The following is a 21,257-nucleotide window of genomic DNA, read 5'->3' as shown; positions in this document are numbered from 1 at the left end:
GTGAAGCGTGTTGCGTGGTGGTGCCGCGCAGCACGAGAAGAAAACCCCGCGTGGTACCGGCCGCGCGGGGTTTTTTTTATTCCGCAGCCTGGACTTCCGGCTTGCCAGTGCGCCTGAATGGCGCAGCCAGTTGCCCCGCCAGCGTCTGCGGCATGGCGGCCTCGATGCCGCAGGCGGCCGGCCAGGCGCGCGGCAGGTGATATGTGCCGAACAGCCGGTCCAGCACGGGTAAGGTAGAGGCGTAGTTGCGGTTGATGTGCTCGAATTTGCTGTGATGCCAGTGGTGGAAGGCGGGCGTGGCCACCAGCCATTCCAGCGGGCCGAAGCGCCAGCGCAGGTTGGCGTGGATGAAGAAGCCCCAGACGGTGCCGATCAGCAACAGCAGCACGGGGGCGGCGCTGCCTGCCGCACTTGGGCCGGCCAGGCCCAGCAGATACAGGGGGGTCAGGCCGAACAGGCGCGTGACGACCATGTCGACTGGATGGGTGCGCGTATTGGCGAGGAAATACAGCTGTTCCGTGCTGTGGTGCACGGCATGGTAGCGCCACAGCCATGGAATTTCATGGCTGAGCCGATGGCCCCAGTAAGTGCCGACTTCGCCGATCAGCAAGCCCAGCAGTATCTTGCCCCACAGGGGCAGGGCAGACAGGGCGGCGGGGATGGCATCCGGCAGCAAGCGCTGGCCAGCGACGGCGATCAGGGCCAGCGGCGCGGCCAGCAAGGCGGCCGGCAGCAGACTGCTGATGAAATAAAAGCCCAGGTCGCTGAACAGTTCCGTGCGGGAACGCCCCGCGTGACGCTCGCCAAAGAAGCGCTCGAGCGGCACGAAAATCACGGCCAGGAGCACCAGCCACAGGACCAGGCGCAGCACATCGATGGCGATGCCGGGCAAGTGGGTTTGCAAGGTATGCAGCAGGCTCATTTCATTCCATCAGGTAAGAACAAAAAAAATCCGGACAAAGCTGGGCTGGTCCGGATTCTGTTATGCGCGCTGGCGGCTCAGACTGCAACAACAGCCTTGCGGCGGCGCGCCATGAAGCCCAGCAAGCCCAGTCCACCGATCAGCATGCCCCAGGTCGATGGTTCCGGCACGGCCGACACCAGCGATACGCCATCAAGCAGCATGAACGGTGGCGCGCCCGTCGGGCTGCCCTTGGCCATGAACGACAGCAATTCGCTGCTGTTCGTGGCCGTGAAGGTCATGCTGGCCTGGTGCCAGCCCGTGAAGCCCTGGCTGACGTTGGCCAGCGATGCCGTCTGCTGCTTGCTGCTGCCCAGCGCAACGTCCCAGTAATTGACGAGGTTATCGCCGCGGAAGCCCACTTGCTGGCCCGCGCCATACGAAAAACTCAGGGTGTAGGCATGACCGGCCACCAGGCCGCTGACCAGCTGCGTGACGGGACCAGGGAAATAATCCCAGTCGGCAGCCAGCACATTGCCGCCCGTGGGGCTGACACCCAGGCCGTTTTTCGGTCCCGCGCCGCTATACGAATTCGGGCCCCACAAGGCCAGCGCCGTCGCGGCATTGGTGTCGTCGATGTTGTTACCATTCAAGACGAAATTATAGCCCTTGCTGGACCAGTCGCTCAGGTAGGTGCGGTCCGCGCGGGCGTAGCTGCCTTCGTTCAGCTGTTTCGAGGTGCCGTTGCTGGTCAGTTCGAAATCGCCATTCTTGACCAGGTTGGTTGTGGCGGCCTGGGCAGCAGTGACGCACAGGGAAGCGGCGGCCAGCGCCAGCAAGATAGATGTTTTACGCATGATAAAGCTCCAAAAGTGACAGGATAGTGTTGCAGTCTGTCGGCGAGCTTTTGGCCAACGTTGGATTCAATCGCGGAAGGGCGAGAAAGGTATTGCGGAGACAGCGGTGGTGTCTCGTTGAAGCGATTATAGCAGCGTTTGGTAAAACGGCATCTAACATGTTTTGAAAACAACAAATATTTTTAGATGGCAATCTTGCCAGGATTAAAGTTTTTACATGCTATGCGCGCCTACAGCTGCGACTCGATCGGCAGCCAGCGCATCACGCACACCAGCATGCGGCGCCAGATGCCTGCTTCCGGGTCGTGCGTCCACACCTTGGCTGGCTCTTCTGTGGCGTCGGACCAGCGCAGGGCGCCGTTGTCGAGGAGCAAACGATAGCTGGTGTCGCTAGCCGTCGAGTGCAGGAACAGCGTGCGCATGTCGGCCGCCAGTGCGGCGTCGTTGAACAGCACGCCCATCTCCGTATTCAGCTGGGCCGAGCGGGGATCGAGGTTGAAGGAGCCGACGAAGCCCCGCTGGCCGTCGACCACCACGGCCTTGGTATGCAGGCTGGCGCGGCTCGAACCCATCAGGCTGATGCGCTTGCGGTGCAGGGTCTTCAATTCATACAGCTTGATGCCGCCACCCAGCAGCTCCTGGCGGTAGCGTGCATAACCCGCATGCACGAGGGCCACGTCGGTGGCGGCCAGCGAGTTGGTCAGTACCTGGACCTTGACGCCGGCCGCGACTTTTTCGCCCAGGGTCTGCGTCAGCGCCGTGCCGGGCACAAAATAAGGCGAGGTCAGCAGCGCTTCTTCGCGCGCGTCCGTCAACAGGGGCAGCAAACTGTGCATGAGCCAGTGCTCGCTGCGTTGCAAACTGGCCACGGGCGCGGCTTTTTCCGGCGGGTCCGACAGCACTTGCACTTGCCCGCTCCAGTGCAGGCGTATCCGGCCGTCGAGGTGGGCTTGCAGCTGGCCCGTATCCGTCAGCTGCCGCAGGTAGGGCGAGGCGCCCAGTTCGCCCGTGAGCGCGTCGAGGCGGGCACGCACAGCCTGCAATTCCCGCGCGCCCGCGTCCTTGCCAGCATGCAAGGCGCTGATGGGGATGACGGCGCGGCTGTTCCAGAAGCGGTCGAAGATATCGCTCGTCTGCTGCACGGCGGGGCCAACCAGCAGCAAGTCCGCATCCTGGAAATTGACTTGCTCGGCGGCATCGAAATACTCATCGCCGATATTGCGCCCGCCGACGAGGGCCACCCTGCCGTCGACGATCCATGCCTTGTTGTGCATGCGCCGGTTCAGGCTGACGGCGCGCAAGGCCATTTCCACGGCGCGCAACCAGATGCCGTCGCGGTTGCGGCTCGGATTAAAGATGCGCACGTCGATCAGCGGGTGGCTGTCGAGTGCGAGGATGGCGGCGTCCTGGCCCCGCGCATTGATATCGTCGAGCAACACGCGCACGCGCACGCCGCGGTCGGCCGCGCGCAGCAGTTCGCGCACCAGCAACCGTCCCGTGACGTCGTTATGCCAGATGTAGTACTGCAGGTCGAGGCTGCGTCCCGCTTCGCGCGCGCTCAGTGCGCGCAGGGCGAAGGCTTCCAGATTGTCGTCGATCAGGGCCGTGCCGCTGTGGCCCGGGCGTTGCGCCAGTTGCGGCGCCAGCACGCGGTCGAGCAGGGTGGCGTCTGCCGCCACGGGCAAGGCCGTGCCAGGCGCGCCCAGCGACCGCTCGGCGAAACGCCCATAGCTGTACAGGGCGCCGATGCTGAGCACGGCAAACAAGGTGGCCAGCAGCAGCAACTTGATGAACATGCGGCGCACCGTCAGCGGGCCGCGGACATGCTGCGGCGCGAGGAAAGCTTGGCGGTGTGGGGCATGCGGACTCTTTCAGCTGGATGGCAACAGCCGATTGTAGCAGTTTCTACAATGCACGATTTTCAGGCTGAGCCCGCCGGCAGCCGCGCCAGGAAGCCGTGAATCTGCGACACCACGGCCGCCCCTTCGCCGACGGCGGCGGCCACGCGTTTGGTCGAGCCGGCCCGCACGTCGCCGATGGCGAACACGCCCGGCACGCTCGTTTCCAGCGCTGCCCGGTCCGGCAAGTCGGGGGGATACACCACGTGGCCGTGGCCATGGGCGCGGCATTCGGCGCGCGTGACGTCGAAGCCCGTGCGGATGAAACCCTGCTCATCGACGGCCACGGCGCAGTCGTGCAGCCAGTCCGTGTTCGGATCGGCGCCGACGAAGAGAAACACGCGGCGCACGGCGCAATCGGCTTCCTCGCCCGTGCGGTTGTTGCGCCAGCGCACCTCCGTCAAGCCATCGTCGTCGCCTTCGAGGGCGATGATTTCCGTGTGCGTATGCAGGGTGATGTTGGGCGTGGCGGCGATGCGCTCGATCAGGTAGCTCGACATGCTGGCCGCTAGCCCTTCGCCGCGGATCACCATGTGGACCTTGGCGGCGTGGCCGGAGAGAAATACGGCCGCCTGGCCGGCCGAATTGCCGCCGCCGACCAGGATGACCTCTTCCTGCCGGCACAGCTTGGCTTCGATGGGCGAGGCCCAGTAATACACGCCCCGTCCCTCATACGTTTTCAGGTTCGCCAGCGAGGGACGGCGGTAGCGCGCGCCACAGGACAGCACCACCGTGCGGGCGCGCACCTGCGTGCCGTCGCACAGATTGACGCGCAGCGGCCAGGTGTCGCAGAGCAAGTTGGCGGCGCTGGCCGGAGTGGCGATCTCGACGCCGAATTTTTGCGCCTGCACGTAGGCACGTCCTGCCAGCGCACGGCCGGAAATGCCGGTGGGAAAGCCCAGGTAATTTTCGATGCGCGCGCTGGCGCCCGCCTGGCCGCCATACGCGCGCTGTTCCAGGGCCAGCACGCTCAAGCCTTCGGATGCCGCATACACGGCCGTGGCCAGACCGGCAGGACCGGCGCCCACCACCAGCACGTCAAAAATCTTGTCGCCGGACAAATCGGGCAGCATGCCCAGGCAGCGTCCCAGTTCCGCATTGCCGGGATTCTTCATGATCTTGCCATCAGGGCAGACCACCAGCGGCCATTCCTGCGGCGTGGGCTGGTAGCGCTCGGCCAGCGCGGCGGCGGCCGCATCGGTGGCCGGGTCGAGTACTGTGTGCGGATGGCCATTGCTCGATAAAAAGCTTTGCAGATGGAACAGATTGCCATTGCCGCGCGGTCCCACCAGCACGGGGCCGCCAGAATTGGACTCGATCAGCGCCACGCGGCGCAGGATCAAGGCGCGCACGATGCGTTCGCCCATCTCCGCCTCGGCCACGATCAGCGCGCGCAAGGATTCCGAACTGATGTCGAGCAATTCCACCGCGCCCACGGCGCTGCCGTTGACGAGGGTAGGGCGGCCGGACAATTGCGCCACCTCGGCAATGAAGTGGCCGACACCCACTTCGCGCAGCTGCGACGCCTGCCCCAGCACCTCGTGGCGCTTGATGCTGACCCGCCCCGACAGTATCACCAGCATGCCGAAACTGCTGCTGCCCGCCTCGAACAGCGTATCGCCATCGGCAAAGTGTTGCCGCGTGCCATAGCGCTGCAAGCGCTGCAGTTCGGGCGCATTGAAGACGGGCGAGATCTGGTGGCTGCGGCCCTGCAAGTCGAGCGTGGCGAACTGGACGGGATCGTCCTGCGTCGTTTCGGGAATGAATTCGGGTGTGTTGCTGGTCATGGCGAGTCCGTTCGAAGACTGAATAAGCAAATAACAAAAATAACTAACAGTGACGAGTCTAGCGCATGCGGCGCGCGCCTGCCGCAATATCCCTGGCGCACGCCCGGAAATGGCGGCGCGGCAGGCGTCATGCGGCATGTGGCGGCGCAGCCGGACGCGCCCGCAGGCCCGGATGTCGGCGCCGATGAGCGATACACCGTCCAGCATCTCATATTAGAATGGGTCTTTGTTGAATCCACTCAAATAGACACGATGGCTTACAAGACACTTGAAGATACGATAGGCAATACCCCGCTGGTGCAGCTGACGCGCTTGCCGGGTGCCGATGCGCTTGCGCGCAACAACGTCATCCTTGGCAAGCTGGAGGGTAATAATCCGGCCGGCTCCGTAAAGGACCGCGCTGCCATGTCCATGCTCAAGCGCGCCGAAGAGCGCGGCGTCATCAAGCCGGGCGATACCCTGATCGAGGCGACCAGCGGCAATACGGGCATCGCACTGGCCATGGCCGCCGCCTTGCGCGGCTACAAGATGCTGCTCTTGATGCCGGATAACCTCAGCGTGGAGCGCCGCCAGAGCATGGCTGCTTACGGCGCCGACATTTTATTGACGCCGAGGACGGGCGGCATGGAATATGCACGCGACCTTGCCGAGCAGATGCAGAAGGATGGCCGCGGCGTGATCCTCGACCAGTTCGCCAACGAAGACAATTCGCGCGCCCACTATGAAAGCACGGGACCGGAAATCTGGCGCGACACGGAAGGCCGGATCACGCATTTCGTCAGCGCCATGGGCACGACGGGCACCATCATGGGCGTGTCGCGCTATTTGAAAGAGCAGAATCCCGCCATCCAGATCATCGGCGCCCAGCCCGAGGAAGGTTCGCAGATTCCCGGCATCCGCAAGTGGCCGGAAGCGTACTTGCCGAAAATCTACGACAAGTCGCGCGTCGACCAGGTGGAATACGTGAGCCAGGGCGTGGCCGAGCGCATGGCGCGCAGCCTGGCCGCAGAAGAGGGCTTGTTCTGCGGCATCTCGGCAGCCGGCGCCTGCGAAATCGCGCTGCGCATCTCGCAAACGGTGGAAAACGCGACGATCGTGTTTGTCGTCTGCGACCGTGGCGACCGCTATCTGTCGACCGGTGTTTTCCCTGCGTAATGGTGTAATTGAATTGATATCGGCCAGAACGGCCTGAGAACTGCTGGAAATACCCCCTCCCCATGGCGGGGAGGGAAAACCTGCGAAACTGGCAGGATCAGCCTTGTGGCGTTTCGCCTTCTTTTGGCTTGAATTGCTTGTCGCTGATGCGGAATTTGTTGCGGCGGTCACCCATCAGGTAACGCAGGTCGCGGATGCTCAGGTCGCTGACTTCGTGCATGCGGATCAGCAGCGATGCGCCGACCGGCAGGCGGTGGTGGCGGATTTTGCTGATGACTGGTGGCGCTACTTCCAGCGCGCGGGACAGGGCTGCATCGTTTTTCAGGCGCAGGTTTTCGATCAGGGTATCGAGCAATCTGTTTGGGTTGTATTGAAGCAGATCGTCGGAGTCCGAATCGCTGTTCATATCAATGCCGACTTGGTTTGTCATGATGTTATTGTTCCTTCTGTAGTTGCACTGCAAAGTAAAAAACACTCGGAGCTCGCTCTTGCTGCGTTCATGTTCATTCTTTACTAAAAGGAACGAATTCACACACGGTACGATCCGGGATACAGTTTTTCATGATATATACACAATTGTACAACAGGATTCAATTTCAGGCGGGAAAGCCCGATAATCTTGCCTGGTACAGAATCGGTGTTGTCTAGTTGCAACACCTATTTATTCTTTATTATGCTCTATGATAGAACAAAAATTGTACTTTGACAAAAGTTAAGTATAAAACCATTTCCGTATTCCGTGCCGCACAAAGGCTGGCGAGCAAGGCTGGCACATGTTATCGGCCCTTACCATAGACCTGTTTTCTGGTCGCTTCAATATCGCTTACGCTTTCTTACAAGTAATATTATAACTTTACACTGACTTTCGGTTAGCGTGCGCGCACTTGACTGATGGCCTTGCCCAAGTCAATCACTGACATGGCATAAAAATAACTTCTGTTGTACTGAGTTATAGCAAAGAAGTTATTGGTTGCCAAGTGATACTCAGTTGCTTCTGAACCATTTTGCAAGTCGATCAAGCCAAACAACATGTTCTGGGGCGTGGACGGGGCGGCACTCACGCCAGCTTCCTGCAATTCCGCCAGCCGGTACTTCGCCTGCAAGCCCTGGCCGATGAACTTTTCCCACGCGCGGCTGGCCGAAACGGTGACGGGATACGTGCTGATGGCCGGATCGTCGCGCCGCCAGCCGTGTTCGACGAGGAAATGCGCGACGCTGCCGATGGCGTCGGCCGTCGAATTGCGCAGGTCGATGTGACTATCGCCATCGAAGTCCACCGCATATTTCATGATGCTGCTAGGCATGAACTGGGGCAGGCCGATGGCGCCCGCATACGAACCGAGCAGGGTCAAGGGATCGATGCCATCCTTGCGCGCGTACAGCAGCGCGTTTTCCAGTTCTCCCTTGAAAAACTCCATGCGCGCGGCCCGCGTCGGGCTTTCCGGATAGGAAAACGCCAGGGTGGTCAGCGCGTCGAGCACGCGGAAGCGGCCCGTATTGCGTCCGTACACGGTTTCCACGCCGATGATGCCGACGATGATCTCGGCCGGCACGCCATATTCGCGTTCGGCGCGCGCCAGCGCTTCCGCGTTCTCTTCCCAGAATTTCACGCCCGCATTGATGCGCACCGGCTCGATGAAGCGGGCGCTGTACGCTTGCCAGTTCTTAGGCTTGCCCGGCGGGGCTGGCTTCATCAGTTGCACGGTCGACTCAACATAGCGCACCTTGCCGATCAGGGTATCGAGTTCGGCGCGGTCAAAGCCGTGCTTGGCGGACATGTCGTCGAGGAAGGCGCGTACTTCTTTCCAATTGGCATAGTCGACAAATTCGCCTTCGAAGTCGAATTTCGCCTGTGCTTTCTTCGCCGCCGGCTTGCCGGCCACCTTCTTGACGGGCTGGGCCTTGGCTGCGCGCACGGCACGGGCGCGGTCGGCAGCGGAAATGTTGCTGTTTTCGCCAGCATGCGCGGTGGACAGGCACAGGGGAAGGGAGAGGAGCAGGGACAGGGCGGAGTATTTGATCGGTAACAAGGAGCGTCTCATCGGCATTGGGTTAACAGGCGGCGCAAGCTGCGCCGCGCGCGGAGTTGTTCGTCTGGGTTGGCATTACCATACTTCATCGCGGCATAGATTGCCAGAAACTGTGCGATGGCGGCGTGCGCCTCTTGTGTGGCCTTGCCCGCGGCCAGCCGGGCAGCATAACCGTGCGGGCCTTCATGCGGCGCACGGCTGTAGCCGCGCCGCGCCTGCTGGCGGCAAAATTGCGCGTACAGGATGTCGAGCGGATCGCCTTGCCGGGCCTGCCACCACCAGACCAGTACGCCCGCCACGGCGCACAGCAGGGCCAATACGGCACAAGCGAGTGCCAGCTTTTTCGCTGGCACGTTTTTCAAGCCATCAAGGATGGCGCGCTGGCGTTGCGGCGAGGTGTCGAGCACCCAGCTGCTCCAGGCGTGCTCGGCTTGCTGCCATTGCTGGCGCCACGCGGCAACCGCCCCGTGCGCGCCGCCATCGAGGCCGGCCAGGGCGCGCCATGCCGTCAGCGGCGACGGGGCCGGCGGCAGGGCGGCATCAAGGTTGCGCTCCGTGCGCAGGGGCGCGACGGCGCTGGTGGGATCGATGCGCACCCAGCCCCGGCCCGCCAGCCACACTTCGCTCCAGGCATGGGCGTCTGACTGGCGCACGCTCAAGCTGTTGCCTGTCCCGTTGCGCAGGCCGCCCTGGTAGCCCGTGACAACGCGCGCGGGTATGCCCATGGCACGCATCAGCACGACAAAGCTGCCGGCGTAATGTTCGCAAAAGCCCGCCTGCGTGGTGAACAGGAAGTCGTCGACGCCATGCTTGCCCAGCAGCGGTGGCTGCAAGGTGTAGCGGAAGGGTGCGCGGCGGAAGTGCTGCAACACGGCGGCGATGGCGTCGGCGGGCGCCAGCGCCTGCGCGCCATGGCCGCGCAATGCGCGGGCCCAGGCCACGCTGCGCGGATTGCTGCCAGCAGGCAAGGCCAGCCATGGCTGTTGCTGCGCGACCGACAAGCCTGCCTGCAGCCGGTAGCTGGGCTGGGAACTGGCGCGGTAACGCACGGTCGAAGTAATGGGTTGTACGGTCAGCACTTCCAGCGCGGACGACACGACATATGGATTGCCGGGCAAGCGCTCGATGCTGCGCGGCACATCGAGCGCGAAGATGCGCCGCTGGCCGCTCGCTTGCAACGTCACTTCGTACTGGCTGGGCTGACCTTCCAGCGCGATGTCTATCCGGCTGTCGCCGGCAGGCGTGCGCTGGCCGGCGCCCCTGCGCGTCCAGGTGGCGCCATCGTAGTCGCCCAGCACCACGCCGCGCCAATACAACTGATCCTGTGGCGGGATAGCTGTGCTGAAATCGGCAGTAAAGACGGGTTCGCTTGAAAGGGCCAGCGAGGCGATGGCGCCCGGCTGCATGCTGTCGGACAAGCCTGTGCGCGCTTGCGCGCCTTCTTGTGCCGTGCCCCACAGGGGGCCGTCGATGCGTGGCACGGCAAGAAACATCAGGGCCGACAGGGGAATGGCCAGCGCCAGCATGCGTCCCAGCAAGCCCAGCCTTTGCGCCAGGCGCGGCTGCATGGCGCCGTACTGGGCCGACAACAGGCAGGCCAGCAAGACGATGACGGTGGCCAGCATCCAGGCGGCGCTGAGGATGCCTTGCGCATGAAAGAAGTTTGCCAGCAGGAGGAAAAAACCGAGGAAGACAAAGACGAAAATGTCGCGCCGGCCATGCATTTCCAGCGATTTCAAGGCTAGCAGCAGGACCAGCATGGCCACGCCCGCATCGCGTCCCAGCAGCGTGCCATAGCTGGCGTAGACGGCGGCGATGCCGAGCAAAGCCAGCGGCGCGAGCACGGCTAGCTGCGGCTGGCGCCGGCCCCGCACGGTGATGACGGCGCGCCACAGCAGCGGCGCGGCAGCGGCGGCCGACAGCCACGGGGGCAGGTGCAGCGCGTGCGGCGCCAGCACCATGGCGGCGGCCAGCAACAGCAGCAGGATGTCGGCCTTGTCACGCGGCAAGTTGGCCAGCCATTGCCTCATGCCATGGCCTCATCCTGTGGCAAATCGTGCGGCACATCATGCAGGGCCAGCGCGCGCAGGCAGGCGTCGCGCTGGCTGGCGCCCAAGGCAGGCGCCAGAGTCAGCGTGCCCAGGCGCAAACCATACGGCAAGCCCGTGCGTTCCGCCTGCAGCACCCAGGCGGCCAGGCGTGACAGGCGCGCTTCCGGCATCAGCGCATGCAGGGCGGCATGATCGAACACGATGCTGCCACGGGCTGCGCCCGTCTGTGCGTCGGCGGCAGGCTGGAATTGCTTGCTGAATAAATGCTCGCCATCATGCCGGGCGATCTGGCGCCAGGCCAGGCGGTGCAAGGGATCGCCGGGCTGGTAGGCGTGCACGCCCGCCAGTTCCAGGGCGCCGCCGGAGGAGCGTGATTGTTGTGTTTGCTGCGCCTGTTGCACCGTGCCGGCCGGCAAGGGCAGCGGCGGCGCGTTCTGCTCGGGCTGCGGATATACGAGCAAGCGCGCTTCGGGTTGCCAATGGCACCAGGCAATAAACAGGCCCAGCGGAAAACTGCCGGACAGGCGCATGGAGGGCGCATCGAGCCAGCCGCGTTGCCGCGCCGCCACGACGATGCTGACGGACGTTTCCCCGTAGGCGGCGATATCTGCCTGGCCGGGCGCTGCAGTGGAATTGATCACGGCCAGCCGGATCGCATGGCGCGGGCGCGTGCTGCGGTTGATCAGGCGCAAGGTGAACGTGGCCTGGCTGCCCGCGAAAACGGGCTCGCCCGGCGTGGCGGCCAGCGCCAGGCCCGCCAGGTTGCGGCTGGCAAACAGCATGTCGGCGATGGCGCAGGCGGCCGCGAAATACGTCAGCGCGTAGCCCAGGCCCAGATGGTAATTGACGGCGGCGATCCACAGCGCCAGCAGCAGCGCGGCAAAGGCCAGGCCCGCGCGCGAGGGACGGATGTGCACGCGCTGCGCACCCAGCCAGGGGCGCGCCGGCAGCCATCGGATATCGCGCAGGCGCACGGCTGTCAGACGGGTGTCGCCAGCAGCAATTGCTGCAGCAGGCTGCGGCTGTCCGTGGACCCTTGCGCGGCATGCAGGCGGTGGGCGCAGACGGGAATGAGTACGGCTTGCACATCGTCGGGCGTGACGTGGTCGCGTCCGGCCAAGGCGGCCCAGGCGCGTGCCGCCTGCAGCAAGGCCAGCGCGGCGCGCGGGCTCAGGCCATCGGCAAACACGCCCGGCGCACGGGTGGCATGCACGAGGGTCAGCACGTAGTCGACGACGGCAGGCGAGGCGTGGATGGCGCGCAGGTCCGCTTGCGCCTGCAGCAATTCTTCCGCGTTCATCACGGCCGGCAAGGTTTGCAGCATGGCGCGGCGGTCGGCGCCCAGCAGCAGTTCCCGTTCGGCGGCCGCATCGGGGTAGCCCAGGGTGACGCACATGAGAAAACGGTCGAGCTGCGACTCGGGCAGGGGGAAGGTGCCCAGCTGGTGCGCGCAGTTTTGCGTGGCGATGACGAAAAACGGCTGCGGCAGGGCGCGCGTGACGCCATCGAGACTCACTTGCCGCTCTTCCATCGCTTCGAGCAAGCCCGATTGCGTCTTCGGCGTGGCGCGGTTGATCTCGTCGGCCAGCAGCACCTGGGTAAACAGGGGGCCAGGGTGGAAGATGAAACTGCCACTGCCCCGGTCATACACGCTCATGCCGGCCACGTCGGCAGGCAACAGGTCGCTGGTAAATTGCTGGCGCTTCCATTGCAGGCCCAGCGAGATGGCCAGCGCGTGGGCCAGGGTCGTCTTGCCCACGCCGGGCACGTCTTCGATCAGCAGGTGGCCGCCTGCCAGCACGCAGGCGAGGGTCTGGCGGATCTGCAAGTGTTTGCCGACGAGAACTTCGCCGATCTGCCTTGCGGCCTGGTGTATTTTCGAAAACATGCTATTTCTATCACAGTAAGACGGATTATTTAATTTACAATCGCTTTGGCCAGGTCAAGCCGTGCCGCCCGCCCGTGCCGCGCACGTGGTAGATTAGTACAGCGGCGGCACAGACCAGCCAGTGATTTTATGCGAGAACGCGCAGGGCGAACAGGAATGCCATGCAGTGTTCCAGTATGCACAGAGAATGGACAGAGACAGAGGTAACCAGTACAGCGCATGAGCACAGCCATTTATACCCATCCCGATTGCCAGCGCCATGAAATGGGCGACTGGCATCCCGAATCGCCGGCCCGCTTGCAGGCCATCAACGATCAATTGATCCTGGCGCATATCAGCGACCTGGTCGAGCACCGCGACGGCGTGCGCGCGCAATTGTCCGATATCGAGCGCAACCACAGCGCCACGGCCATCGGCCTCGTGCGCGACAACGTGCCGCCGGCGGGCGACTATTACCCGCTCGACGGAGACACCCTGCTCAACGCGCACAGCTACGACGCGGCGCTCGCGGCGGCAGGCTCGGCCGTGGCAGCCACGGATGCCGTCATCGACGGCGAGATCAGCAACGCCTTTTGCGCGATCCGCCCGCCTGGCCACCATGCGCGGCCCAGCGAACCCATGGGTTTTTGCCTGTTCAATAATATCGCCATCGCCGCCAAGCACGCGCTCGACGTGCGCGGGCTGGAACGGGTCGCCATCGTCGACTTCGATGTGCACCACGGCAATGGCACGGCCGAGTCCGTGGCACACGACCCGCGCATCCTGATGGTCAGCTTTTTCCAGCACCCGTTCTATCCGTACAGCGACGTGGAATCGTATACGGACACGCGCGTCAACGTGCCCGTGCCGGCCCGCTCGAAAGGCGATGCCGTGCGCCAGTTGGTGCTCGACCATTGGCTGCCCGCGCTGCACCGGCAGCAACCGCAGATGATTTTCATTTCCGCCGGTTTCGATGCCCACCGCGAAGACGACGTGGGCGGCATGGGCCTGGTGGAGGCCGACTACACGTGGATGACGCAGCAAATGATGGCCGTGGCCAGGCAGTATGGCAAGGGCCGCATCGTCAGCTGCCTGGAAGGGGGCTACAACCTGTCGTCCCTGGGCCGCAGCGTGGCCGCGCACGTGAAGGCGCTGGCAGAGCTGTAAGGGGGCAGGGTTACTACAGCAAGGTGGGCCGGCTGCGGGAATTCGTGTGGCGGTGCGTCTGGTAGTCGAGCGCGTCGCCAGCCATGAAGCGGCGCCAGGCTTGCGTGTAGACGAGCGATGATTTATCCGCGTCGAAGCTGTCGAGCTGCAACATGTCGCGGTGGTGCTTGATTTCATTGACCAGCTGGTCATACAGCACTTGCAAGCCATAGCTGTCGGCGCTCTGGCGCTTCAACCGCTCTTCCAGCTGCGCCACTTGTCCCTGCAATTGCCGGCATTCTTTCTTCCAGTCATTGCGCGGCACGCGCTTGGGCGCCGTGCCCGTGTGTTCCATCATCATATCGAACTATCCCCATCGCATATTTCCCTGGCGGGAGCCAGCCTGGAAATAATTGCTTTTCATTTAAGAGGCGATATTAGAGCATACTTTTTTGTTTCTTTCAGTAAATATAAGAATCCATGTGGAAATAATTGACCTGGCTTTCCTGGCGCGCCTTACTGGCGCTGCGCTGCCTGCAAGGGCGCAGCCGGGGCGGCTCCGGCCATTTTGCCGTCGTCGGCGTAGGTCAGGGTCAGCAGGGTATTGTCGTCCCAGTTCACGTCATGCAGCGGCGGCACATAGCGCTGCCGGTCTTCCGTGACGCGGATGTCTAGCGTGCGCTCGCCCGAGCGCGCCTGCACGGCAAGCAGCTTGCGGGCCACGGGAAACGGCACGTGGATCAGCGACGAGTGGCACGGTCCGCCCGCCAGGCGGAACAGGTTGCGCCGGACAAAGGACAGCTCATCCTGCTCGACGGCCCAGCGGATTTCACATTCCAGGCGCAGGTCGCCCAGGCGGCGCACATTCTGTGGCAGGCCCGGCGTGTGGATGTCGGCGCGCCAGCGCAAGGTGTCGCGCTTCTTGTTGCTGACCAAGTCGGCATTCGCATCGTAGGCGGTCTTGTCGCGCGACAAGGTGAAGCCGCCGTCCGCTGCCAGCGGCACGGGGATAGACAGGTTATCGGCCGACAGGTGCAGGGTCACGCCATCGAGCCTGGCCTGGGGCGTGGCGGGAATCAGCATGAAGCGCAGCGGCGCGCCCGGCGCCAGGCGCTGGTGGTCGGCATACGCATCGAGTCCCTTGAGCATGGTGCGGTAGGGACGCAGGTCGGGATCGCGCGTGCTTTGCACGTCGACGATCTGCTGCATTTCCTGGTTTACCGGGTCGCCTGGTGCCGCCGGTTTTTCCTGGGCCATGGCGGGCGGCAGGCAGGCATAAAGGGAGGCGAGGAGGCAAAAGCGGGCAAAGTGCATGGAATGCGTGTCAGGTTAAGCGTGCGATGGGGAACCGGCCAGGCTGGACGGACTGCGAATCTTATCATTCATGTAACTGCCAAATTATCACCAATTGTCTCGTTCGTGTCGCACGGCTGGCGCTGGCGGCGGAAAATGGGACGTCGCGGCGGCAACCACGTAAAATAGCGGATTGACCGAACGATTTTGAAAGCAAGAGCATGGCGATACAATGGTACCCAGGACACATGAACGCGGCCCGCAAGAAAGCGGCCGAGACCATGGAAAACACCGATCTGGTGATTGAAGTGGTGGACGCGCGCCTGCCGGCAGCCAGCTGCAATCCCATGGTGGACGAGCTGCGCCTGTTCCGCCAGCGCCCTTGCCTGAAAATCCTCAACAAGACCGACCTGGCAGATCCTGCCGCCACTGCCGCCTGGGTAGCGTATTTCAATGCCCAGGAAGGCGTGACCGCATATGCGATGACGACCAAGAAGCCGGGCGACGTGGCGCGCATTCCGGACCTGGCCAAATCGCTGGCGCCGCACCGCGGCGTGCCGACGAAGCCGCTGCGCATCATGATCATGGGCATCCCCAACGTGGGCAAATCGACCCTGATGAACGCGCTGCTGAAAAAGCGCGTGGCCAAGGTGGGCGACGAGCCGGCCGTCACCAAAATGCAGCAAAAGCTGTATCTGGACAAGAACACCATTCTCGTCGATACGCCCGGCATGCTGTGGCCAAAGATCGCCATCCCCAGCGACGGCCTGATGCTGGCGGCCAGCCACGCGATCGGCTCGAACGCGCTGATCGAAGAGGAAGTGGCCGTATTCCTGGCCGAGGAATTGCTCAAGCGCTACCCGGACTTGCTGGCAACCCGCTACGGCACCAAGGTCGATGAAGTCGACGCCATCGGCGTGGTCGAAGGCATCGCCGCCAAGCGCGGTTTCCGCATCAAGGGCGGCGACTACGATTTCGAGAAAGCGTCGCACACCCTGCTGCTCGACTACCGCAGCGGCATCCTCGGACGCATTTCGCTGGAAACGCCGGACACGCGCGCAGCCCTGCTGGCCCAGCACGCGGCCGAGATGGCGGAAAAAGCGGCCAAGGCGGCGGAGATCGCCGCCGAGAAGGCCAGGAATGCGGCGCGCGGCAAGCGCGGCACGTAAGTTACCGCTTCACCATGAAAAAAGCGCCGCGACAGCAATGTCGCGGCGCTTTTTTCATGTGCTAGCCGATTAGCCAAACCTGAAACTGGTCACCGCCAGCGCCCCAAAGAAATCCTCCTCGTGGTACACCACCTGCGCCGCTTCCTGCTCGGCCGCGCCCAGCGCCACCATCAGCGGCAGCAGATGGTCTTCCTGCGGATGGGCCTGGCGCGCGCCCGGCGCCCGGTCCCAGGCCAGCAACTGCGCCAGCCTTTGTTCTGGCGGCAAGGCCATGGCCTGTCGCAGCCAGGCGTCGAACTGGTGCGAGGCGACGGCGCCCGCCTGGCCGAACTGGCGCAGGTTATGGTAAGACAGGCCGCTGCCAAGTATCAGCACGCCTTGCCGGCGCAGGCTGGCCAGCGCGCGGCCCACCTCGATGTGCGTGAGCGGGTCGTAGCCGTGTTTCAGCGACAGCTGCACCAGCGGCATGTCGGCCTGCGGGTAGATGGGGAACAGGGCGCTGAAGGTGCCGTGGTCGAAACCCCGCTCGTGGTCGAGGCGCGCCGGATGGCCTGCCGCGTCGAGCAACTGTTTGACCTGCGCCGCCAGTTCCGGCGCGCCCGGTGCCGGGTACTGGATCTGGTACGTATGCGGCGGAAAGCCCGAATAATCGTAGATCATGCCCGGCCGCGGGCTGGCCGAGACGAGAAATTGCGGCCCTTCCCAGTGTGCCGTGACCACCAGCACAGCTGTCGGCCGCGCGCCGATCTGGCGCGGAATATCCTGCAGCGATGCTTCCAGCACGTCGTAGCGGCCGCCGAACTGGTCTTTCATGAACGGCCACGGGCCGCCGCCGTGCGACAGGAAATACGTGGGGAAGGTGTGCTCTTGCATGGCGGCTCCTGGGGGAATGGCTAACGATGGGACCATGATAGTCATGCGCAGTCAGTTGATCAAGATCGCTATTATTGATATATCATTTCCAATTTGTTGATGATTGGATAGTCATGGATACCTTGCGCAGCATGCGCGTGTTTCGCGCCGTCGTGGAGCTCGACAGTTTTGTGCGCGCCAGCGAGCGCCTCGACCTGTCGCCGGCCATGGTCAGCAAGCACGTGATGCACCTGGAGCGCCATCTGGGCGCGCGCCTGCTGAACCGCAGCAGCCGCCACCTGAGCCTGACGGAAATCGGCAAGGTGTATTTCGAACAGTGCCGCGACATGCTCGACAATCTCGACGAGGTGGAAGCGACGGTCGGCCGCACGACGGTCGTGCCGCGCGGCATGCTGCGCCTGAGCGCGCCCGTCTGGTTCGCCAACGCCATCTTTACGCGCACCCTGGCCGCCTACCGCGAACGCTTTCCGGAAGTCACGTTCGACATCGATTTGAGCGGAAGAGTGGTGAACCTGGTGGAAGAAGGTTTCGACCTGGCCCTGCGCGTGAGCCAGGCGCCATCGCCGACCCTGATCGCGCGGCCCATCGGCAGCATTGAATTCCACCTGGTGGCCGCGCCCGCCTACCTGGCGCGCGCGGGCCACCCGCACCTGCCGCAGGACCTGGCGCAGCACGCCATGATCAGCTATTCCCTGTTGGCGAACGGCAATGAGCTGGCCTTCGACGGGGTACAGGGGCGCGAGACGGTGAAGTTCTCGCCCGTCCTGCAATGCAATAACGAAAGCCTGCTGCACGCGGCCGCGCTCGACGGCATGGGCATCGCCCTGTTGCCGTCGTGGCAGACGGATGCGGACCTGGCGGCGGGGCGGCTGGTGCGCCTCTTCGACGATTTCAAGCTGGCGGGCGGCAGCGTGTACGCCGTCTACACGAGCCGCCGCTACCTGTCGTCGAAGGTGCGCACCTTCATCGACTTTCTCGCCGATGAAGGGCGCCTGGGGAGTTGATTACGCGAGCGAGCGCTTGACGTCGATCAGCGCGAACAGGCGCGCGCTGCGCATCCACGCCAGCACCAGCGCCGCTAGCTGCGTCACCAGCAAGCCGGCCACGATGGCCAGCGGGCCGGGCGCCGCCAGGTTCAGGCGCGCCACGCCCAGCAGCGCATACAGCGCCAATCCCAGCACGGTGATGACGAGGTAGATGGCCAGGCTGGCCAGCGGACGCCGGCGCAGCATGCCGAGGCCCCGCCACCATGCCTTGACGACCGAGGTGCGGCGACGGTCGACGGCCAGGGCCGCGCGGCCGGCGTCGAGCGTGGCGCAGGCCAGCAGGAACAGCAAACCCGTCAACAGCAAGGCCAGGTGGCGGGCCAGGTCCGCATCGGCTTCCAGGATGGCTTTTGCCGCGTGCTTGTCGGCCAGTTTCAGCGCGCCGGCTCCGATCGTCAGCGCCAGGCCCAGCGGCACGATGCTCCACAGCAGCATGCGCAGCATGCGGCCGTATTCGCTGAAGGCGCCCGTCAGCAGGGGACCGAAGCCGGGTGGCGCAGGCGCGCGCGCGGCCGTCACCACCAGGCCGCTCAGCAGCGGCGACAGCAGCAAGGCCAGCACGATGCCCGTGATGGCGGCCTGGCTGATGGCGGCGCCGTTGCGTCCCGCATTGGCCACCAGGTCGGCCAGGGTCATCAGGTCGAGCCTGTGCGCCAGGGCCGCCGCATGCACGGCGTTATCGAGGCTGGCGCTCAAGGTGCGCCAGAGGGGAATGACGGCAAGGATGGAGGGGATCAGCAGCAGGCCGGCCCACAGCAGCAGCAAGCGCCATTGCAGGGCGGCGCGGCTGGCGCGCGTGGTCAGGGTCAGGCCGCTGGCCCGTGTCGTGGAAGTGGCGCTCATACGATGGCAATCAGGGAAAGGAGGTATTGGAAGGCGGCCGCAAGGTCGAAGCTCCAGCGCTGCGAGGCGGATTTGTCTGCCTTCAGGGTGCGGCTGTCATCGAGCTTGTTGACGTCGAGATAGTGCACGCGGTCGGGGTCCAGTTCGGCCGAGACGGCCTTCACGGGCTTGCTCCAGGTGTAGCGCTGCCACAGCTGCTCGTTATCCCACACCACGCGTTCGGAGCTGCCGTCGGCGAACTTCACCAGCAGCACTTGCGGCACGGACGCGCCGCGGCGGCGCAGGACCACGCTGGTGAGATAAGGGTACGGTCCCGTGCCCGGCTTGGCGTCCGGATGCGCCTTGTCCCATGCATCGCGTACCTTTTTTTCCTCTTTTTCCAGCGCTTCGGCCGTATGCTCCACGCGTTTGCCGTTCACCAGCGCCATGCCGGCCAGCGGCGTCTGCTCTTCGCTGGTGAAGGTGCCGATGCGGTCGTCGATATTCGCGCTGGCATAGACTTGCTGCGCGAAGACCTGTTCCACGATGCGCCGCTGGCCCGTCGCCTCGGCCAGCGTTTCGCGCAGGTCGGCCACGCTCGGGTGGCGGAATTTCCACTGTTCGTAGTAGGCCTTGAAGCCCCGTTCCATGGCTTCGCTGCCGATGCGCGCTTCCAGGTCGCGCATGGTGATGGCCGTGCGGCTGTAGACGGGCCCCACGCCCTGCAGGCGGTCCCACGCGTTCTGGCCCAGCGGATCTGCCGCATCCTGGCGCGGCGCGGCCATGCGCTCGAATTCGAAGACCTTGAAGACGGGATCGAAGCCCAGGCGCTTGAGCAGGGGCGTGGTGGCGTGGATGTGCTGGCCGCGCGCGCGCAGCATGCGCTGGTCCCAGTACTCGTTCAAGCCTTCGTCGAGGAGGGGTTCCTCGAACTCGTTCGACGCCAGGATGCCATAGAAATAGCCATGGCCGAATTCATGGATGGTGACGAAGTCGAGGCCGAATTCGGGTATGGTCTTCGGCTGCAGGTTGGCGTAGCTCGAGGCCGTGATGAAGGTCGGATATTCCATGCCGCCCGCTTCGGCCGCATTGAACGGCGGGATCACCACCGTCAGGGTCTTGTACGGATACGGGCCCAGGGTGCGCGAGAAATACGTGAGTGCATCCTTGGCCGCCTGCAGCGCCGGCGCCGCGTTCGATGCGTATTCGGGCGGGTACAGCACCTTGATGGCCACCGGCGGACTGCCGGGGCCGCTCCAGCTGCCCGTCAGTGGCTGCGCGCTGCGCTTGTCGGCCGTCCAGGCGAAATCGTGCACGTCGCCCTGCACATAGTGATGCGTGAGCATGCCGTTCTTTTCCTGCGGCGCGCCTTGCAGCTCGCCCGTGGCGCCCACTGTGTACTCCTTGGGCACGGTCAGCTTCACGTCATAGTTGCCGAAATCGGCGTAGAACTCCGAATTGAGGTGGAATTCATGCGCATTCCAGCGCGGCGCGGTGGCGCCCCGTTCGCCTGGCAGTTCCAGCACCGCGATCTTGGGGAACCACTGGCCCACCAGGTGGAAGCTGCCGAAATAGCCGGTGCGCGCGATGACGCGCGGCAGCTGGTCGAAGAAGCGGATGTCGAGCGTCGTCTCGGCGCCCGGCGCGACGGCCTGCGGCAAGTCGACGCGCACCACGGTGCGGTCGGTGGCCGGGCCGTTGTCGGGCTGGATGAAATGCCAGGGCGCTTTGGCGCCGTTCTGCGTCATGCTGCGCAGTTCGATGTAGCCCCACTCGCCGTCGCGCGTGTCGACGCCCGAGCGGAAGCCCGTATCGAGCTTGCGCTTCTCGGTGAAGAAGGTCGAATGCTCGCCTTCGAACGCGTTCAGGTACAGGTGCAGGTAGACGCTGCTGACGGCTTGTGCGCTGCGGTTGCGCCAGCGCAGTTTCTGCTGGCCGTCGATGGTGTGCTTGACGGGATCGAGCGTCGCTTCGATCTGGTAATCGACCACGCGGTCCGACAGGGTCGCTTGCGCGCCCGTGCGCGCACCGCCCCAGGCGTTGCTGGCGCTGGGCGTGCTGACGGCGGAAGCGTGCGGCGACGCCAGGGCGATGCCGTCGGCGGACGGCGCCAGCGGCTTGGGCGCGCTGGCCGGCTTGCCTTGGCCCGGCTGGGCGAACAGGTCGGCCTGCAGGGCCAGGCCGGCCAGCAGCAGGGCGGCGATGGAGAGGGCTTTGAGCTTGCCCGAGATGGGGAAAAAACCAATGCTGCGGCGCGTGCCGCGGGGACTTGGCGGCCCCTGGCGCGTTGTGCTACGACTTTCCATGCGTGACTCCCACAGTGACTTCTTATTGTTGATTTTCAAATGCAGTCGGCTGCGCC

General features: G+C 64.2%; 18 protein-coding genes. 4 read left to right on the top strand and 14 right to left on the bottom strand.

What is annotated here, in order from left to right; translation table 11 throughout:
* Positions 1–76: 76 nt before the first annotated feature.
* The 4 genes from O3297_RS20775 to O3297_RS20760 all read right to left on the bottom strand — a co-directional run bounded on the left by O3297_RS20775 (position 77) and on the right by O3297_RS20760 (position 5,443).
* Positions 77–922, bottom strand: a complete 846-nt coding sequence (locus tag O3297_RS20775; protein WP_176374893.1) for a sterol desaturase family protein — start codon at positions 920–922, stop codon at positions 77–79.
* 77 nt (positions 923–999) lie between these two features.
* Positions 1,000–1,758: a PEPxxWA-CTERM sorting domain-containing protein gene (locus O3297_RS20770; protein WP_034782027.1), complete on the bottom strand. Its 759-nt coding sequence runs from the start codon at positions 1,756–1,758 to the stop codon at positions 1,000–1,002.
* Positions 1,759–1,988: 230 nt separating this feature from the next.
* Positions 1,989–3,554, bottom strand: a complete 1,566-nt coding sequence (locus O3297_RS20765; RefSeq protein WP_305049893.1) for a phospholipase D family protein — start codon at positions 3,552–3,554, stop codon at positions 1,989–1,991.
* A 125-nt stretch (positions 3,555–3,679) separates the two neighbouring features.
* The gene (locus O3297_RS20760; RefSeq protein WP_305049892.1) at positions 3,680–5,443 is read right to left on the bottom strand and encodes a cyclic nucleotide-binding domain-containing thioredoxin-disulfide reductase; all 1,764 of its coding nucleotides are present in this window, start codon (positions 5,441–5,443) and stop codon (positions 3,680–3,682) included.
* 252 nt (positions 5,444–5,695) lie between these two features.
* Between O3297_RS20760 and cysM the strand changes: the two genes are divergently transcribed.
* Positions 5,696–6,598: a cysteine synthase CysM gene (gene cysM / locus O3297_RS20755; protein WP_034782030.1), complete on the top strand. Its 903-nt coding sequence runs from the start codon at positions 5,696–5,698 to the stop codon at positions 6,596–6,598.
* A gap of 97 nt (positions 6,599–6,695) precedes the next feature.
* Here the strand turns inward: cysM and O3297_RS20750 are convergent, their stop codons facing one another.
* From O3297_RS20750 to O3297_RS20730, 5 genes are all read right to left on the bottom strand, one after another.
* Positions 6,696–7,028, bottom strand: a complete 333-nt coding sequence (locus O3297_RS20750; RefSeq protein WP_034751784.1) for a hypothetical protein — start codon at positions 7,026–7,028, stop codon at positions 6,696–6,698.
* Positions 7,029–7,467: 439 nt separating this feature from the next.
* The gene (gene mltB / locus O3297_RS20745) at positions 7,468–8,628 is read right to left on the bottom strand and encodes a lytic murein transglycosylase B (RefSeq protein WP_305049890.1); all 1,161 of its coding nucleotides are present in this window, start codon (positions 8,626–8,628) and stop codon (positions 7,468–7,470) included.
* Between the two features lie 8 nt (positions 8,629–8,636).
* Entirely contained in the window at positions 8,637–10,658 is a 2,022-nt protein-coding gene (locus O3297_RS20740; protein ID WP_305049889.1) for a DUF3488 and transglutaminase-like domain-containing protein, read from the bottom strand.
* Positions 10,655–11,653, bottom strand: a complete 999-nt coding sequence (locus O3297_RS20735; RefSeq protein ID WP_305049888.1) for a DUF58 domain-containing protein — start codon at positions 11,651–11,653, stop codon at positions 10,655–10,657. The genes O3297_RS20740 and O3297_RS20735 overlap by 4 nt, the downstream gene beginning before the upstream one ends.
* Before the next feature lie 5 nt (positions 11,654–11,658).
* Positions 11,659–12,567, bottom strand: a complete 909-nt coding sequence (locus O3297_RS20730) for a MoxR family ATPase (RefSeq protein ID WP_211551264.1) — start codon at positions 12,565–12,567, stop codon at positions 11,659–11,661.
* 219 nt (positions 12,568–12,786) lie between these two features.
* On the opposite strand from O3297_RS20730, the gene O3297_RS20725 reads away from it, so the two are divergent.
* Positions 12,787–13,713: a histone deacetylase family protein gene (locus O3297_RS20725; RefSeq protein ID WP_034782036.1), complete on the top strand. Its 927-nt coding sequence runs from the start codon at positions 12,787–12,789 to the stop codon at positions 13,711–13,713.
* Between the two features lie 13 nt (positions 13,714–13,726).
* Here the strand turns inward: O3297_RS20725 and O3297_RS20720 are convergent, their stop codons facing one another.
* Positions 13,727–14,053, bottom strand: coding sequence for a hypothetical protein (locus O3297_RS20720; RefSeq protein ID WP_070257584.1), 327 nt, complete (start codon positions 14,051–14,053; stop codon positions 13,727–13,729).
* A gap of 155 nt (positions 14,054–14,208) precedes the next feature.
* Entirely contained in the window at positions 14,209–14,949 is a 741-nt protein-coding gene (locus tag O3297_RS20715; RefSeq protein ID WP_305049886.1) for a hypothetical protein, read from the bottom strand.
* Between the two features lie 284 nt (positions 14,950–15,233).
* On the opposite strand from O3297_RS20715, the gene ylqF reads away from it, so the two are divergent.
* Positions 15,234–16,154: a ribosome biogenesis GTPase YlqF gene (gene ylqF, locus O3297_RS20710; RefSeq protein WP_370385440.1), complete on the top strand. Its 921-nt coding sequence runs from the start codon at positions 15,234–15,236 to the stop codon at positions 16,152–16,154.
* A gap of 69 nt (positions 16,155–16,223) precedes the next feature.
* Here ylqF and O3297_RS20705 read toward each other — a convergent pair whose 3' ends face one another.
* Positions 16,224–17,027, bottom strand: a complete 804-nt coding sequence (locus tag O3297_RS20705) for a class III extradiol ring-cleavage dioxygenase (protein ID WP_305049884.1) — start codon at positions 17,025–17,027, stop codon at positions 16,224–16,226.
* A gap of 113 nt (positions 17,028–17,140) precedes the next feature.
* On the opposite strand from O3297_RS20705, the gene O3297_RS20700 reads away from it, so the two are divergent.
* Complete coding sequence (locus O3297_RS20700; protein WP_305049882.1) at positions 17,141–18,031, top strand: LysR family transcriptional regulator; 891 nt, start codon at positions 17,141–17,143, stop codon at positions 18,029–18,031.
* On the opposite strand, the gene O3297_RS20695 is transcribed toward O3297_RS20700, so the two are convergent.
* Both O3297_RS20695 and O3297_RS20690 read right to left on the bottom strand, forming a co-directional pair.
* On the bottom strand, positions 18,032–18,916 hold the full coding sequence (locus O3297_RS20695) for a hypothetical protein (RefSeq protein ID WP_305049880.1): 885 nt from the start codon (positions 18,914–18,916) through the stop codon (positions 18,032–18,034).
* Positions 18,913–21,201: a M1 family metallopeptidase gene (locus tag O3297_RS20690; RefSeq protein ID WP_305049878.1), complete on the bottom strand. Its 2,289-nt coding sequence runs from the start codon at positions 21,199–21,201 to the stop codon at positions 18,913–18,915. Before O3297_RS20690 ends, O3297_RS20695 begins: the two co-directional genes overlap by 4 nt.
* Positions 21,202–21,257: the final 56 nt, after the last annotated feature.

It is taken from the genome of Janthinobacterium sp. SUN128 (genome assembly GCF_030587275.1).
Lineage (GTDB): Bacteria > Pseudomonadota > Gammaproteobacteria > Burkholderiales > Burkholderiaceae_D > Janthinobacterium > Janthinobacterium lividum.
Note: the sequence above shows the minus strand (reverse complement) of the source record. Positions and strands in the feature narration are given on the sequence as shown.